The 16,967-nt window shown below is 64.2% G+C and carries 13 protein-coding genes and 1 tRNA gene; 7 read left to right on the top strand and 7 right to left on the bottom strand.

Features of this window, described 5'->3' with window-relative positions:
• Positions 1-2,274 (bottom strand): glycine--tRNA ligase subunit beta (glyS, locus tag QU44_RS01395; RefSeq protein ID WP_052134218.1); only part of this gene is annotated, 2,274 nt, incomplete at its 3' end.
• Positions 2,275-2,533: 259 nt separating this feature from the next.
• Positions 2,534-3,373 carry a glycine--tRNA ligase subunit alpha gene (locus QU44_RS18085; RefSeq protein ID WP_033919664.1) on the bottom strand — a complete coding sequence of 280 codons (840 nt, stop codon included), beginning with the start codon at positions 3,371-3,373 and terminating at the stop codon, positions 2,534-2,536.
• A 216-nt stretch (positions 3,374-3,589) separates the two neighbouring features.
• On the opposite strand from QU44_RS18085, the gene QU44_RS18090 reads away from it, so the two are divergent.
• From QU44_RS18090 to ychF, 5 genes are all read left to right on the top strand, one after another.
• Positions 3,590-4,471 (top strand): TraB/GumN family protein, encoded by an 882-nt coding sequence (locus QU44_RS18090; protein ID WP_197054214.1) that lies wholly within the window; start codon positions 3,590-3,592, stop codon positions 4,469-4,471.
• 319 nt (positions 4,472-4,790) lie between these two features.
• Positions 4,791-5,420, top strand: a complete 630-nt coding sequence (locus tag QU44_RS01410) for a 50S ribosomal protein L25/general stress protein Ctc (RefSeq protein WP_033919665.1) — start codon at positions 4,791-4,793, stop codon at positions 5,418-5,420.
• Between the two features lie 107 nt (positions 5,421-5,527).
• Positions 5,528-6,097 (top strand): aminoacyl-tRNA hydrolase, encoded by a 570-nt coding sequence (pth, locus tag QU44_RS01415; RefSeq protein WP_033919666.1) that lies wholly within the window; start codon positions 5,528-5,530, stop codon positions 6,095-6,097.
• Positions 6,098-6,147: 50 nt separating this feature from the next.
• Positions 6,148-6,732, top strand: coding sequence for a TIGR02466 family protein (locus tag QU44_RS01420; RefSeq protein WP_033919667.1), 585 nt, complete (start codon positions 6,148-6,150; stop codon positions 6,730-6,732).
• 176 nt (positions 6,733-6,908) lie between these two features.
• A complete protein-coding gene (gene ychF, locus QU44_RS01425; RefSeq protein WP_033919753.1) occupies positions 6,909-8,009 on the top strand; it encodes a redox-regulated ATPase YchF in 1,101 nt (366 codons plus the stop codon).
• Here the strand turns inward: ychF and QU44_RS01430 are convergent.
• From QU44_RS01430 to QU44_RS01450, 5 genes are all read right to left on the bottom strand, one after another.
• Positions 7,999-9,297, bottom strand: a complete 1,299-nt coding sequence (locus QU44_RS01430; protein ID WP_033919668.1) for an MFS transporter — start codon at positions 9,295-9,297, stop codon at positions 7,999-8,001. The two genes, ychF and QU44_RS01430, sit on opposite strands and share 11 nt — an antisense overlap.
• Complete coding sequence (locus QU44_RS01435; protein ID WP_033919754.1) at positions 9,294-10,184, bottom strand: ROK family protein; 891 nt, start codon at positions 10,182-10,184, stop codon at positions 9,294-9,296. The genes QU44_RS01430 and QU44_RS01435 overlap by 4 nt, the downstream gene beginning before the upstream one ends.
• On the bottom strand, positions 10,181-11,983 hold the full coding sequence (locus QU44_RS01440; protein ID WP_052134220.1) for an alpha-amylase family glycosyl hydrolase: 1,803 nt from the start codon (positions 11,981-11,983) through the stop codon (positions 10,181-10,183). The genes QU44_RS01435 and QU44_RS01440 overlap by 4 nt, the downstream gene beginning before the upstream one ends.
• Positions 11,984-11,997: 14 nt before the next feature.
• Positions 11,998-14,502, bottom strand: coding sequence for a TonB-dependent receptor domain-containing protein (locus QU44_RS01445; protein WP_156140867.1), 2,505 nt, complete (start codon positions 14,500-14,502; stop codon positions 11,998-12,000).
• A 114-nt stretch (positions 14,503-14,616) separates the two neighbouring features.
• Positions 14,617-15,603: a LacI family DNA-binding transcriptional regulator gene (locus tag QU44_RS01450; RefSeq protein ID WP_033919669.1), complete on the bottom strand. Its 987-nt coding sequence runs from the start codon at positions 15,601-15,603 to the stop codon at positions 14,617-14,619.
• A gap of 119 nt (positions 15,604-15,722) precedes the next feature.
• Between QU44_RS01450 and QU44_RS01455 the strand changes: the two genes are divergently transcribed.
• Both QU44_RS01455 and QU44_RS01460 read left to right on the top strand, forming a co-directional pair.
• A complete protein-coding gene (locus QU44_RS01455; protein WP_052134221.1) occupies positions 15,723-16,382 on the top strand; it encodes a glutathione S-transferase in 660 nt (219 codons plus the stop codon).
• 89 nt (positions 16,383-16,471) lie between these two features.
• A tRNA-Gly gene (locus QU44_RS01460) sits at positions 16,472-16,545 on the top strand.
• The last annotated feature ends 422 nt before the right edge of the window (positions 16,546-16,967 follow it).

Here is a 16,967-nt window from a genome sequence, read left to right on the forward strand (position 1 = left end):
ATCGTCCAGCTTCGCGCTCGGTGAGACTCCCGGCCCACCCCCGACCCAGTCCGGGGTCGGATGTGCCCCCGGCACATCCTCGACAGCGCGGGGCGCTGTCGACCCCGAACTCGCAAGCGGGAGGGGGGCAGAAACCCCCTCCTTTTTGAGGATATTCGCCGCGCGCTTGTAGCCGGCGAGCAGGTTGGTCCCCTCAGGCGTGGCGACAAACGCCTGCAACGCATGGACGCGCGCCAGCAGCCGGACGAGGTCGTCCTCATTCCCGAGCGCAAACACCGCGTCGATCAGGTCGTGGCGGACACCGGCTTCGCGTTGCTGGACTTTTAGGCGGTCGGCGAAGAAGTCGACTGCTTCAGAAGCTGCCATGACCAACTTTTTGTATACTCTAGCTGATGCATAGGCTGTACGTTCTTCGAGTTCGTTGATTGAAGCCGTATCGACAATATGGCCTTCATCGAAGATATTCAAAGGATTCGGGGTATGCAACAAATCCTCTAGCCAAGGACTCCAACCACGCGCCGGCTTTGAGCTCTTTGCACCTTGAATAGCAATAAATAACCATGCCCAAAATGCGCGCTTCAAAGAAACGCGTATGATCATTGTAGTCTGGATTAACAAAATGGATAGCACTGCTCGGCGCAAAGCAAATGGGTCTTTAGAACCTGACGGCTTTTGCCCGACGAGGAAAAACCCAAAAATCGTATCCAGCTTATCCGCCAGCGACACCGCCACCGTGACCGGCGCGGTGGGGACGTCGTCGCCTTGCCCGACCGGCTTGTAATGGTCGCGGATCGCGTCGGCGACGCGGGGGTCTTCGCCTTGTGCGCGGGCGTAATAGCCGCCCATCACGCCCTGTAGCTCAGGAAATTCGCCGACCATGCCGGTGACGAGGTCGGCCTTGCACAGCCGCGCGGCGCGTTCGGCGAGGGCGGCGAGTTCTTCGCGCGATAAATCCCCCTCCCGCTTGCGGGAGGGGTTAGGGGTGGGCCTTTCCTGCGGCGAAGCGCTCGGTGAGACATCCTTCCCACCCCCGGCCCCTCCCGCAAGCGGGAGGGGGGAAGAAGATACGATCCCCTCCTCCACCAGCCACCGGGCCAGCTTGGCAACGCGATCGACCTTGTCGGCCACCGTTCCCAATTTCTCGTGGAAGACGATCTTCTCGAGCTTCTTCGCCTGCTCCTCGAGCGCGACCTTCAGGTCGGTCTCATAGAAGAAGCGCGCATCGCTCAACCGCGCGGCGAGCACCTTCTGGTTGCCCTCGACAATCCGAGCGCCGCCATCGCGCGCGGCGATGTTGGCGACGCAGATGAAGGCGTTGGCTAATTCCCCCTCCCGCTTGCGGGAGGGGCTAGGGGTGGGGCTTTCCTGCAACGAAGCGCTCGGTGAGACATCTTTCCCACCCCCGGCCCCTCCCGCGAGCGGGAGGGGGGAGCAAACGAAATATTTCTGGTTCACCCGCGCGGTTAGCTGGATCACCTCGGGCGGCACGTCGAGAAACGCTTCGTCGAAGCGGCCCAGCAGCGGCACCGGCCATTCGGTCAGCCCGGCATTCTCGGCGACCAGCCCTTCGTCCTCGATCAACGCCAGCCCGGCGTCGGCGGCGAGCTTGGCTGCTTGATCGCGAATGATCGCGCGGCGTTCGTCCTGGTTGACCAGCACATGCGCCATCCGCAGCTTCTCGGCATAATCGCCCGCGCCGCCCAGCGTGATTTCATGCGGGCTGTGAAAGCGGTGGCCGACGGTGGTGTAGCCCGATCGGATACCAGCGACCTCGCATTCGACCAGATCCTGGCCAAGGATCGCGACGATCCCCTGCAATGGGCGGACCCAGCGCAGCGATTCGGTGCTGGCCGAAGCATCGCCCCAGCGCATTGATTTGGGCCACGGGAAGCCGCGCACGATGGCGGGGATTGCCGCCGCCAGCACCTCGGCGGTCGCGCGACCGGGCTTTTCGATGACCGCGAACAACACGCCGCCGCGATCTTCGAGCTGATCGGCGGTAAGGCCGGTCTTGCGCAGAAACCCTTCGAGCGCCTGTGGCGGTGCGCCGGCGCGCGGGCCTTTCAACTCCTCGGACACCGCTTGCGTCTGCATCGGCAGGTCGCGCGCGATGAGGGCCAGGCGGCGCGGGGTGGCATAGGTTTCGATTGCGCCGGGGGTGAGGCCGGCCTTGGCGAGTTCAGCGGCGAACAGCCGTTCGAGATCGGCACGCGCCTTGTCCTGCATCCGCGCGGGGATTTCTTCGGAGCGCAGTTCGAGGAGGAAATCGGTCATGCGGGGTGCTTTGGGTAAGAAGGCAATGGTTCACGCAAAGGCGCTAAGGCGCGAAGCGGTGAGCGGTTCGCGCAGAGGCGCAGAGGGCGCTGAGGGGTTTTGAATGAAGGATCGTCGCACGGCAGTGCGACCATCATCATGTCTGATAGCCGCTGGCGCGGCGTGGCTGCGCCAGTAGCGCAACTCTCTGCGTCCTCTGCGCTTCTGCGCGAAACCCCTTCTTCGAGCCTTAGCGCCTTTGCGTGAACCATCTTCTTTATCACGCAGCCCACCCGTTCTTGGCCATATACGCAGCACATGCGCCCTTAGCGAGATCGCGCACCCGGCCCATATACGCCTGACGTTCGGCGACCGAGATCACCCCGCGCGCCTGCAACAGATTGAAGACATGGCTAGCCTTGATCGCCTGTTCATAGGCCGGGATCGGCAGGTCGCGGCCCAGCGCGTTTTCGCATTCGGCGGCGTGCTTGCGGAACTGGTCGAACAGGCTGTCGGTATCGGCGACCTCGAAGTTCCAGGCGCTCATCTGGCGCTCATTCTCGAGGAACACGTCGCCATAGCTCACGCCCTCGTCGTTGAAGGCGAGGTCGTACACGCTGTCCTTGTTCTGGATATACATCGCCAGCCGCTCAAGCCCGTAGGTCAGCTCGCCGGCCACCGGCTTGCAATCGAAGCCGCCCATCTGCTGGAAATAAGTGAATTGCGTCACTTCCATCCCGTCGCACCAGACTTCCCAGCCCAGCCCCCAGGCACCCAGCGTCGGCGATTCCCAGTCATCCTCGACGAAGCGGATGTCATGGGCGAGCATGTCGATACCGATCGCCGCGAGGCTGCCAAGGTACAGCTCCTGCAAATCGGCGGGCGAAGGCTTCAAAATCACCTGATATTGATAATAATGCTGCAGCCGGTTGGGGTTCTCGCCATAGCGGCCATCGGTCGGGCGGCGGCACGGCTGGACGAAGGCGGCGTTCCACGGATTGGGGCCGAGCGCGCGCAGCGTCGTTGCGGTATGAAAAGTGCCCGCGCCCATTTCCATGTCATAGGGTTGCAGGATCAGGCACCCGCGCGCGCTCCAATAATCGTGGAGCGTCAGGATCATGCGCTGGAAGCTGAGCGGCTTTTCGTCAGACAATTTGGAGCCTTCGCAGGTGCGGGAGGAGCGGGTTTCGCTTTGGCGCAGGTGCCAGGAACGGTCAATGGTCGGCCACGTTCCGCATTCGCGGCGAGCCTGTCGAAACGCCGCGCTTTCCCAGGCGCGCAAGCAAGCGAAGGACGCAGCTTCGACAAGCCCGACACAAACCGGTATTGGGCAACGGTGCCCGCCCGCATCCTCCTTGCCATCGCGGCTTTTCTGTTTGCCGGCACTGGCGCGCAGCAACCGCCGGTCGACATTGATCCGCCGTTGTGGGTGGTCCGCGACGCCGACACCACCATCTATCTGTTCGGCAGCATTCACTGGCTCAAACCGGGACTCGGCTGGTTCGACGATGCGGTGCGCGCTGCGTTCGATGCCAGCGATACGCTGGTGCTGGAAACGGTCAACGTCGATGCCGTGACGGCGCGGCGGGTGCAGGATTCGGTCGGCACGCTGGCGCAGGGGCCAAGCCTGCCCGAACGCCTGCCCCCCGAATATCGCCCCAAGCTGGCGGCGGCGATCGCTGAACAGGGCTATCCGGCGGGCGCGTTCGATCGCACCAAGCCCTGGCTGGCGGCAACGACGCTGTCGACGCTGCCGCTGCGGCGCGCGGGTTACGATCCGGCTTTGGGGGTCGAGACGGTACTGACGAACGCCGCACAGGCGGCGGGCAAGCCGGTGACGGGGCTGGAGGAACGCGCGCAGCAACTGGGCTATTTCGATTCGCTGTCGCAGGAGGCGCAGATCGCGATGCTCAAGGTCCAGCTCGACGGGATGGACCGCGCGACGACCTCGACCGACGAAGTGCTCGCCGCCTGGGGGCAAGGCGATGTCGCGGCGATGGGGCGGATCGTGACGCGCGACCAGCATGCTTCGTCGGCGGCGTTCACCGATTCGGTGATTACCAAGCGCAACCGCCGCTGGGCGGGGTGGATCGTCGAGCGGATGCGCCGGCCCGGCGTGGTGTTCATGGCGGTCGGCGTGGGGCACCTGACCGGCGACGACACGGTGCAACGCGAACTGGCGCGGCGCGGGGTGAAGGTGGAGCGGGTGGCGTACTAACCCCAACCCTCTCCCGCCTGCGGGAGAGGCAGCGAGACTTGGGGGCGCGCTTGCGACCCCTAGTCGCAGCGGTGAGGGTTTTTGGCGACAATGGCGACGGTAGAAGAAGAAGACCCTCACCAGTGTTGGGTGAATAGCACCCCGTGCTATTCAGGTCATGCCGGGGGCATGACCGACCCAACACTCCTCTCCCGCTTGCGGGAGAGGGCTATAGCTTGCCCCCTCCCCCACAATCCGCTATGCGCGCCCGTTCCGTGGCAGGGTCATCCCTGGAGGCCTGTCCGGTTATTTTGAACTCAACGTATTTCGGAGACCCGACATGAGCGATACGCTTACCCTGTCGGCCGAGACGCGCGAGCGGGTTGGCAAGGGAGCCTCCCGCGCGCTTCGTCGTGAAGGCCGCGTCCCCGCCGTGATCTACGGCGACAAGCAGGAACCCCTCAGCATCCACGTTGCAGAACGTGCGCTGATGAAGCTGCTGAACACCGGCCACTTCATGAATTCGGTCGTGATGATCGACGGCGTGGGCGGTGCGATCCGCACCCTGCCCAAGGACGTGTCCTTCGACGTCGTCACCGATCGCCCGGTGCATGTCGATTTCCTGCGCATTTCGAAGAACGCTTCGGTCACGGTCAACGTGCCGGTGGTGTTCACCGACGAAGCCGGATCGCCCGGCATGAAGAAGGGCGGCGTGCTGAACATCGTCCGTCACGAGCTGGAGCTGGTGGTCGATGCGGGCAACATCCCCGACCAGGTCGAAATCGCGCTGACCGGGCTTGAGGTGGGTGATTCGATCCACATCTCGAACGTTACGCTGCCCAAGGGCGCCGAGCCGACGATCGACGATCGCGACTTCACCATCGCCACGATCATCGCCCCATCGGCGATGAAGTCCGAGGCGCGCGCCGACGAAGACGCAGCGGCGAGCGAAGACAACAGCGGCGAGTAACAAAGGGGGCAACCCTTGTTCCTTGCGGCGACGATCGGGCGGGGCAGCGGAGACGCTGCTCCGCCCTTTCGTTATCAGCCACCCGCCAACCATGAAGGACGCAACCGATGCAGCTATGGGCAGGGCTTGGTAATCCGGGGCCGCAATATGCGATGCACCGGCATAATATCGGCTTCATGGCAGTCGATGCGATCGCCGAAGTCCACGGCTTTTCGCCGAGCACCAAGAAATTCCAGGGCTGGGTGCAGGAGGGGCGGATCGGCGGCCAGAAATTGCTGCTGCTCAAACCCGCGACCTTCATGAACGACAGCGGCCGCGCGATCCGCGCCGCGATGGATTTCTATAAGCTCGAACCCCAGGCCGTGACCCTGTTCTACGACGAGCTCGACCTCGCCCCCTTTCGCGTCAAGGTGAAGCAGGGCGGCGGCGCGGCGGGGCATAATGGCATCCGATCGACGATCACGCATATCGGCGAGGATTTCCGCCGCGTGCGGCTGGGGATCGGCCATCCGGGGCATAAGGACCGGGTGACCGGCTATGTGCTGGGCAATTTCGCCAAGGCCGAAATCGAGGATCTGACCGATTTGCTGGGTGCGGTGGCGGCGGAGGCCGCTTGGCTCGCCGAGGGGCAGGATGCGCGGTTCATGAGCGACGTCGCGGTGCGGATGGCGCGGTAGGGCTCTGCCTGCCCGTTGTCGCCGCCGCCGCATCGCGCTACCGCGCCGCCATGCCAATCCGCTCGCTCTTCCCCACGCAATTCTACCAGGACCGCGTAGACAACGCCGCGTTACTGGCAGAACTCGAAACCTCGGTCCGCACCCTCGCGCGTGATGATCGGGCGGGGCGGCAATGGTCGCGCGAGCATGGCTATCGCGGCTACACCTCCTACGCCTCGCTCAACGATCTGCCGCTGCGCGATCCCGCGTTCGGCGATCTGGTGAAGCACCTCAACCGCCATGTCGCCGCCTTCGCCAAAGCGTGTGCGTTCGACCTGGGGGGCAAAAGGCTGAAGCTCGACAGCCTGTGGGTGAACGTCCTGCAACCCGGCGGCACCCATTCGGGGCATATCCACCCGCACAGCGTCGTCTCGGGCACCATCTATATCGCGGTGCCGCCGGGGTCGGGGGCGCTCAAACTCGAAGATCCGCGGCTGTCGATGATGATGGCCGCCCCTGCCCGCCCCGACACCTTCGTCTATGCCAAGCCTGAAATCGGCAGCGTGTTCCTGTGGGAAAGCTGGCTTCGCCACGAGGTGATGCCCAATACCGGCACGCAGGACCGGATCAGCGTGAGTTTCAACTACCGGATGTAGGTTGCCCCGACGTTCGCCCAGCCGATCGCCGCGCCATCGATCGCCTCGTTCATCGCAGCATAACCCCTGAAGGCCGCGCACGGGTGCATTTGTCAGCCCCGCGCGCGCGCGCTATGGCCGCGCCATCCTGTCGCCTTGGCGCGGCATCCCGAACTTTCTTCGACAAGGGCATCTTCATGGGTTTTCGCTGTGGCATCGTCGGCCTGCCGAACGTGGGCAAATCGACGCTCTTCAACGCGCTGACGCAGACCGCTGCGGCGCAGGCGGCGAATTATCCATTCTGCACGATCGAGCCCAATGTCGGCAACGTCGCGGTGCCCGACGACCGGCTCGATCGGCTGCAGGAAATCGCTGGCTCGGCCAAGAAGATTGAAACGCAATTGGGCTTTGTCGACATCGCCGGCCTCGTGCGCGGCGCGAGCAAGGGCGAGGGATTGGGCAACCAGTTTCTCGGCAACATCCGCGAAGTCGACGCGATCGTCCATGTGCTTCGCTGTTTCGAGAATGACGACATCCAGCATGTCGACAACAAGGTCGATCCGATCGCCGATGCCGAGACGGTCGAAACCGAATTGATGCTGTCGGACCTCGAAAGCCTGGAAAAGCGCGTACCCAACCTGGTCAAAAAGGGCACCCAGGGCGACAAGGAGGCCAAGGCGGCGGCCGCCGTGCTTGGGCGCGCGCTCGACCTGCTGCGCGAGGGCAAGCCCGCGCGGCTGACCGAACTGAAAGACCCCGAAGACGCCCGGCTGCTCGCACAGGCGCAACTGCTCACCGCAAAGCCGGTGCTGTACGTCTGCAACGTCAATGAAGAGCATGCAGCCGAGGGCAACGACTTCTCCGCGCGGGTGTTTGAAAAGGCCAAAGCCGAGGGTGCCGAAGCCGTGGTGGTGTCGGCGGCGATCGAAGCCGAAATCGCGACGATGCCGCCAGAGGATCGCGCCGAATTCCTCGCCGAACTGGGCCTTAGCGAAACCGGCCTCGCGCGCGTCATCCGCGCCGGGTACAAGCTGCTCCACCTGCTGACCTTCTTCACCGTCGGTCCCAAGGAAGCGCGCGCCTGGACGGTCGAGGTGGGGGCAAAGGCTCCGCAGGCGGCGGGCGAGATCCACACCGATTTCGAACGCGGCTTCATCCGCGCCGAAACGATCGCGTTCGACGATTATATTGCGTTCAAGGGCGAGAGCGGCGCGCGCGACAACGGCAAGCTGCGGTCGGAGGGCAAGGAATATGTCGTCCAGGACGGCGACGTCTTGCTGTTCCGCTTCAACGTTTGACCGGAGCGACGCGCAGCGTTGCCGCTGCGCCCAGCACCATCAACGCACCTGCCAGATACAGGATGTTGCGCGGATCGCCGCCCAGCAACGATTGGTAGAATAACGGCACGGTCAGGCTTTCGATGATCATCGGAATGACGATGAACATGTTGAAAATGCCCATATACACGCCGTTGCGCTCGGGCGGGATCATGTCGATCAGCATGACATAGGGATTGCCCATCATGCTGGCCCAGCCGATGCCGATGCCCAGCATCGCAGCGAAAAGCCCCGCTTCGTCGCGCATGCCGGGGATGGCGAGCATCGCTACGCCCGATGCCAGCAGGCAGGCGGCATGCGCGCGCTTGGCACCCCAGCGGCGCGCGACCGGCACCAGCGCGATCGCCGCGACAAAGGCGATGGCGTTGTAAAAGGCCCCAAGCTGCCCGACCGTCAGGACGGAATCGCGAAACGCGGTGCTGCTGACGTCGGCGGTATCGTACAGCGACCGCGCCACGGCAAAGGCGATGAACTGCCAATAGGCGAACATCGCATACCATTGGCACAGCATCGCCAGCGCCAATTGCCGCATCGGCAGCGGCATTTCGACGAACGCGGTCCGCAGATCGCCGAGCGCGCCACCAAAGGTCAGCGGCGTCGCCTTCAGCCGTGCGGTCTCCTCGGGCGGCAGCGGTAATTCGGGCACGCGCACGACAGACCAAAGGATCGTGGTGAGCGACAGCACAGCACCGATCAGGAACGCAAAGCGGGTGATGTCGGGGATGCCGTTGACGTCGACCGCGTCCTTGTTGAAGCCGATCCACACCAGCAGCGACGGGGCGAGATAGGACAATGTTTGCGCCAGCCCGGTAAAAGCCGATTGCGTCAGGAACCCCGCAGCGCGCTGATCATCGGGCAGCCGATCGCCGACATAGGCGCGATACGGCTCCATCGTTACATTATTGGCGGCATCCAGCACCCACAACAGGCTGGCCGCGACCCACAAGCTGGGGCTGAAGGGCATCGCGATCAGGCACAGGCTGCACAGCACCGCGCCGATCAGGAAATAAGGCGTGCGCCGCCCGATCCGGGTGAAGGTGCGATCGCTCATCGCGCCGATCAGCGGCTGGACGAGCAGCCCGGTCACCGGGCCGGCCAGCCACAGCAGCGGCATCGTCGCTTCGTCGGCACCCAGATAGCCATAGATCGGGGCCATATTGGCCTGTTGCAGCCCGAACGAAAATTGCAGCCCCAGGAACCCCAGGTTCATTTCGATCAGGCGGAGCAGCGATAGACGCGGCTTGGTCATCGACGTGCCCTTTGTGCAAGCGCCATCGCGCCGAGCAACCCCGAGCGCCCGTTCAGGCCCGGTCGCACGATCAGGGTCGCATAATCATCGGCACCGAAATAGCCATTTGCCAACCGCGCCGCCCGCTGGCGAACGCGCTCTAGCAACCCCGGCGTCCCCAGCACGCCGCCCCCCAGGATGATCCGTCGCGGCGACAGGATAGCCTGCTGCGCGATGACCAGTTGCGCCAGATAATCGGCGATGATCTCGTGCGCCGGGTGATCGGCGGCAAGCTCGGACAGCGACGCGCCCCAGCGCGCGGCAATGGCAGGGCCGCTTGCCAGCCCCTCCAGGCAATCGCCATGAAACGGGCAGACCCCGGCAAAATCGCGATCGTCGGGGTGACGGCGGGGAAGCATATGTCCCATCTCGGGGTGGCAACTGCCATGTACCGGGCGGTCCTCCACCATCGCGCCGCCGCCGATTCCGGTGCCGACCGTGACATAGATCGCGACATCGGTGCCCACCGCAGCGCCCCACATGGTTTCGGCAAGGATCGCCCCGTTGACGTCGGTGTCGAACCCCACGCGGCAGCCAAAAGCCTGGGCAAAGGGGCCGACCAGGTCGATGCCGCTCCACCCGGCCTTGGGCGTTTCGCCGATATGGCCCCAATGCGGCGAGGCACGGTCGAGGTCGACCGGACCGAAAGAGGCGATGCCGAACGCATCGAACGGCCCCCATTCGGCCTGCGCCGCCGCGAAGAATTCGATCGCGGTGCCGATCGTTTCCTGCGGATCGGTGGTCGGGATGGTGGCGGTCTGCAACATCGTGTTGATGTCACGCGCGACGCCGAGGACGAATTTGGTGCCCCCCGCCTCGATACAGCCAAGCAGCGGGCTGCGGGTCATGCTGCCGGCCCCGCCCATATCACGCCCCAAGCTTCGATCATGGCATCGCCCCCGATGGATGTGCTCGACAAACGGTCCTGCCAGCCCTCCAGCATGCCGAAGCGCACTGGAGCGACCGAGAAATTGAACAATACGCGGTCGCTGCCACAGGCGATGCAAAGCAGCGCCGGATTGGCGCTTGGCAGCGCCCCGGGCGCGCCGGCACCGCCGCTGGCGATCCGCGCAGCGCGCAGCGCCGAAAGGTCGCCGGTGATGCGCTTTGCAGCAGGCGCAGATAGCGCCGCCCAGTCCATCACCGGGCGATGCAGCCAGCGGCCTTCATGCGCGCGCTGCGGATCGTCGCGATAGCTGCGGTCGTTCAGCAGCCCCGCCTCGTCACCCATGTACGACGTGGCCAGCCCGCCGCTGGCGATCGCCAGCGCGTTGAGTAGCGCGATCCGGCGAAACGCCATTTCCCGCTCGGCCGCGTTCGATGCCGATTCGAGCCCGGCAAGCGATGCCATCGTGCCGTTGGAGCCGTGCAGCACCGATCCATCGGACTGAAACGGCTCGCCGCGCGCCCAACTGCCCTCGCCGCCTTCCAGAAACCGCGCCGCCGCCTTCAACCGCGTGACCGGATCGGCGTCGATCCCGGCAAGATCGCCGATCACCGCGCCCCAGCCGATGTCGTCATGGCAGCGCGCATAGCTCAGCCAATTGGCCCCGCGCGGCAGGCCACCGCTCGCCTCGACAATCGCCTGCGGCAGCGCCGCAGATTGCTCGGCCAGCGCCACCCAGCCCGCGACCATCAGCGAATTATTATAGACCAGATGGCATTCGGGCTCGAACCCGCCATCCCAGTCATCGGCCTCGTCGGCCCCGAAATAGGGCGGCACCAGCGCGGTCGGCACGATCGCCTCGGCCTTCAGCAGCGTCGCCGGCGCAACGATGTCGAGCGCGGCGCGCAGCGCGCGAACGATGAAATGCGCCTGTGGCCGATTGCGGCAATTGGTGCCCATCTCCTTCCACAGGAACGCGATCGAATCGAGCCGAAACGCTTCAAACCCATGATTGGCCAGCCGCAACATCGTGTCAACCATCGCCAGCATCACCTCGGGATTGGCCCAGTTCAAATCCCATTGAAACGGGTAGAAGGTGGTCCAGACCGATCCGCCCATCGCCGGCACCGGCGTGAAATTGCCCGGTGCCGTGGTCGGAAATACTTCAAGTAAATCAGCCTCATAGGCCGCCGCCTCGCTCGCGCTGACGACGTGATAAAAGGCGCGATAGTGCGGATCGCCCGCCCGCGCCGCCACTGCCCAGGGATGATCGTCGGCAGTGTGGTTCAGCGCCAGATCGACACACAGGCTGATCCGCCCCGCGCGCAATCGCGCCGCCAGCCGCTCGACATCGGCCATGCTGCCCAATCGCGGCTCGACCGCCAGATAGTCCGCCACCGCAAAGCCGCCATCGCTGTCGCCCGCCCGCGCCTTCAGCAGCGCGAGTAGATGCAAATACCGCACCCCCAGCGATTCGAGATGATCGACCTTGCCGATCACGCCATCGACTGTACCGGCAAAGCGATCGACATAGGTCGAATAGCCCAGCATGTCGGGCGCGACGAACCAGTCGGGTTCGGCCAGCCGCGCCGAATCGAGCGCGACCAGCGCCGCCGGTCGCGCCGCCGCGCGCTCACGCAGCATCGCCTCCAGCCGGGGCCAGATCGCATCGGCTTGGCGGCCATAAAGCCGTTCGAGCTGACGCCGCAGGCGGGGACCGAGCGCCTGAAGGCGGCGCTCGGTCGAGGACGATGGCGTCACCTGCCCTGCTCCGATCAGAAGCCGAAGCGGACTGCGGCAGAGATGGTACGCCCGGTGATCGACCGCGCGCGCACGATGCCATTGGCCGGGATCGCACCCTCTTCGGATTCGGTAATGCCGGTCACATCGAACAGATTATTGCCGTTCACCGTAACGGTGACATTGTCCGCCGGGCGCACCGAGAAAAAGGCGTTGACCTGGGTAAAGCCGGGCATCACCAACTGGTTATCGTCCTGGGCATAGCTGTCGGTGGTGCCGATCACGTTCGCCCCTATCGTCACCCGGTCGAAATCGACCTGCGGCGTCGCCTGGAAGATGAACTTGGCCTGGCGACGCGGGCTGTTGCCCTCGACCGCCGGGTTGAGCACATCGCGGGTGATTTCGGCATCGGTATAGGTGCCGCCCGCCGACAGCGAGAAGGGACCGCGCGCGAACCGCCCCTCCAGCTCGATACCCTTGGCATCATATTCGCGGTTGAAGAAACGCTGCGACGTCGCTTCGAAATTCTGCTCCTCGGTCCGCGCCCAAAAGCCGGTTGCATAGAGCGACAGGCCGCCCTGGCGATATTTGAAGCCGCCTTCGAGCTGGCGGACGAAATCGACCGCCGCGCCCTGATCGGTCAGGCCGCCGGTGACGGGGTTGATCGACGGGCCGAACAACAGCCGATCGGCATTGGCGCGCCCACCCCGGCTGTAACGCGCGAACAGCGCCGTGCTGCCGGTGAGGCGGAAGTTCACGCCGCCCGAATAGGACAGATAGTCATAATTGTAATCGAGCGGCGAACGCACGCCGGGAATGACCGCAACCTGCTGCTCGGGCGCGGAAATCACGCCATTGCCGTTGATGTCGAACGCGGTGATGCCGCTGCCAAAGCCAGCGCCCAGATCGGCCCCGGCAACACTGCCGCGCGCCTGGCCGAAATCATAGCGAAGCGAACCGTCGATATTGAACCGGCCGATCTCCAGCCCAAGCTGCGCGAACGGCGCATAGGTCGTGTAATCGAGGTCGTAGGAGCGCCGGCAGCAATTGCCAAAGAAGCTGGCCGAATAGCCCGGCACGCCGTTCTGCGTCACCGGCGTACCCGCGGCGGTGCGAATATCGACCAGTTCGGACCGACCGCCATCGGCGACGGTCTGCACGAACGACGTCCACAGCCAGTCGCTCTGAATGTCCTGGCGCGATGCATAGAAGCCGCCGGTGATCGACAGCGATCCGGCACCCATCGGCACCGATCCGTTGATCCGGATGTCGTTGGTGATGTTGTTCAGGCTTTTCAGATCGACGTCGAACAACACGATATTGGCAAGCAGGCCGTTGCCGTTGAGCGATGCCGGATCGGCAATACGCTGACCCGCCTGCGCGCCGCTGGCAAAGAATAGCTGCGCGCCCGCCCCGCCCAGGCCGTTGGCAAGCGATTGCGCCGAGCCGACCGCAGCGGGGAATGGCGAGGTAAAGCCGCCCGAAATATCGGCATAGCGGAAGCGTTCGACGATGTTCCAGCCATCGGCAATCGGGATCTGCGTCTCCAGCCCGATCGAATAGACGACCGGATTCTGGCCATCGGCGATCGAGCGCGTCGTTGGTCGGTTGTTGCCGTCCAATGTCTGGACGTTCTGGATATTGCCGCTGTGCAGCGTGCCGTTGTTGATCGAAAAATTGGCGATATCGCGATATTCGGGGTCGCTGTTGCTGCCCGTCACCTGCACCGGATTGGGCAGATAGCCGATCGCGCGATCGTTCAGATATTTGCCGTACAGCCGCACATCGCCGCCATCGCCGAACGACTTGGTGATATTCGCCTTGAACTGGCCGCCGCGCACGCCGTCATAGCCGACTTCGCGCTGGCCATCGCCGATCCGGTAAAAGCCGCCGAAATGATAGGATAGGCTGTCGGAAAGCTTGCCGCCCTGGTCGAAATCGACGCGGAATTCGCGATAGTCGAGGCCGCTCGAAAGCTGGAAAGCGCCGCCTTCCTGGTCGCCGGTCTTCGAAATGAAGTTGATGACGCCGCCGGGTGAGTTCGACGCGAACGTCGATGCCGATCCGCCGCGCACCGCCTCGACCGTGCGGACGTTGAAATCGGCGCGCAGGAAAATGTCGGCATTGCCAAAGGTGATGTCGCCAAACTCCAGGATCGGCAGGCCGTCCTCCTGAAGCTGCAGGAACTTCGATCCGCCGCTGGCCACCGGCAGGCCGCGCACCGAAATATTGGCATTGCCGTCGCCGCCCGATGCCTCGACGCGAAGGCCGGGCAGGTTCCTCAGCAATTCAGCCGAGGTGCGCGGCGCCAATTGCACCAGCGAATCCGACCCGATCGAACTGATCGTGATCGAACTGTTCAGCCGGTTGGTGCCCTGCGCCACCGCGGTGATGACGATGTCTTCTTCGCTCGAAACGTCCGACGCTGATTCGACTTCGGTCGACTGCGCGGAATCGTCCTGGACGGCAACGGTCTGCGCTCCGGCAGAAACGGTAAAGGATGCGGCGGCAACGCCAGCCAGCAAGAGATGCAGTTTCACGATATCCTCCCACGCTGTGGCTTTCTGTGAAGCCCAAGCCTGAGTGATACGCTCTTCACAATCGATTGCAACACTTTTTCGCAATCGATTGCGAAGCCTTTGAACCCGCGACCTTTAAGCCGATTGGCGGCGGATCAAGCTGGGGGGAACGATCGCCGATCGGGCATCCTCGCCGGCGATACGCTGCATCAGCCGATCGACCATCAGCCCCGCGCCGGTTGCCAGATCCTGCCGGATGGTGGTGAGCGGCGGCGAGATTTGGGCGGCGATCGTCACATCGTCATACCCGATCACCGCGGTGCTTCCCGGTACGTCCAGCCCCGCTTCGGACAAGGCGCGCAGCACGCTGATCGCCGCGACATCCGATGCGGCGAAAATCGCGTCGGGCGCGCCGCCCTGGCCCAGCCGGGCCGCGACCGCCGCATGTACCGCCTCGGGCATCATCGCGCTGGCGAGCAATTCGCACGACACCCCCTCGGCCTGCGCGGCGGCGGCAGCGAAGCCCGCCCAGCGATCGGCGAATTCGGGCGGCAGCGGATCGCCGACGAACATCAGCCGCCGCCTGCCCTGATCGATGAAATGCCGCGCCGCCAATCGGCCGCCCTCGATATTGTCCGACCCGATCGTCAGATGCTGCTGGCCCGCCCGGTTTGCCCCCCACACCACCAGCGGGCGGTACCGCGCAGCGACTCGCTCGATCGTCGCGGTCTGGTCCGATTGGCCGACCAGCAACAGGCCGTCGATCCGCCCGCTATCGACCAGCCGGTCGAGCCAGTCGTCGCTATCGGGGATGACCCGCGACAACAAAATATCATAGCCGCGCTCAACCAGCAGATCGGCGAGGAAACCCAGCAAGCTCAGGAAAAACGGATCGGTCAGATGCTGCGTGCGCGCATGGCCCAGCGGCAGCACCAGCCCGATCGCGCCGGTGCTTTGCAGCCGCAGGTTGCGGGCAAGCTGGTTGGGCCGAACATCATGTTCGCGCGCCAGCGCCTGGATGCGCTCGCGCGTCTGCACGTTCACCGACGAATGCCCGGTCAGCGCACGCGACACCGTGGAGGTCGAAACGCCGGCCAGCACGGCCAGGTCGGCTAGCTTCATCGCGATGGGAAGTCCTCGTCATTGCAGGAAACCTTGTACCGCAACGCTACCGCCCGCGCCGCCGCACTGCAATCATCGCGACTTGCCGCGATGGCCGGGCGGCGGATACGGCAAATCGCATGACCGCAGCGCCCCTCCCCATCCTCTACAGCTTTCGCCGCTGCCCCTATGCGATGCGCGCGCGGCTGGCATTGGCGGTGAGCGCAGTCCCGCACGCGCGGTGCGAGGTGAAGCTGTCGCAAAAGCCAGAGGCGATGCTGGCCGCCTCGCCCAAGGGAACGGTGCCGGTGCTGGTGCTGCCCGGCGGCACGGTGATCGACCAAAGCATCGACATCATGCGCTGGGCGCTCGCGCAGCGCGACCCCGAAGCCTGGCTAGCGCGCGACGACCCGGGCTTGATCGCCGCGAATGATGGCGGGTTCAAACACGATCTAGACCGGTACAAATACCCCGAGCGCCACGGCTCGAACGCGATCGCCCACCGGGAAAGCGGCCTGCACTTCCTCGACGACCTCGATCGCCGCCTGATCGCCGGCGGCGAGTTGGGCGGATCGACCCGCGGGCTGACCGACGCCGCGATCCTGCCGTTCGTCCGCCAGTTCGCCGCCGTCGACCGGCCCTGGTTCGAAGCCCAGCCCCTGCCCCACCTCAAAGACTGGCTGGTGCGACACCTGGAATCATCTCTGTTCGCCGCCATTATGGTTCGAACGGAACCGGCAGGCGAACCCGAGCGCGATGATTGTGATGATCGGCTTGATCCTGCTAGCCGACTACAGTAACGCTCGGCCACGAACAGGCTGTTTCCAACGGATAACGTGGGGAAAAACGGCGTAGTTCCAGGCAGAAAACGACAGGTTTTCAGCGCCTTGCGGGTGTAGCTCAATGGCAGAGCAGAAGCTTCCCAAGCTTACGACGAGGGTTCGATTCCCTTCACCCGCTCCACACAAGTAACCCTGCTGCAGCAGCGGCATTTCCGCCCGCCTGGCAACGATACCGATTAGCCTCGTTTCAGGCGCTAATGCCGCGTCGGATCGGGTGCGGCCACCGCTCGATGATGCCGATGTATAGCGCTGGCCTCGCTGTCGCTTGGCCGGCGCGCCTGTGTGGACTGCGTTGTAGACGACCATGTCAAATCGCTCGAGTCCCGGGCCAAATCCATATCATGATCACATTATCGCTGAAATGGATCCGCAGCTCATCGTTCGATCTAGAAAGAGTCATGGTCTTATCTACACACCCCCCTTAGTGGGAATTTAACCATACACCTGAATGGCATCTATACTGTATTTTCTCCAATTTTTGTCATGGAATTACTAATCCGTTCTGGTTCTTTTATATTTCAAGCTGGACTGGATGGGGATAGC

Source organism: Sphingomonas sp. 37zxx (assembly GCF_000786205.1).
Classification (GTDB): domain Bacteria; phylum Pseudomonadota; class Alphaproteobacteria; order Sphingomonadales; family Sphingomonadaceae; genus Sphingomonas.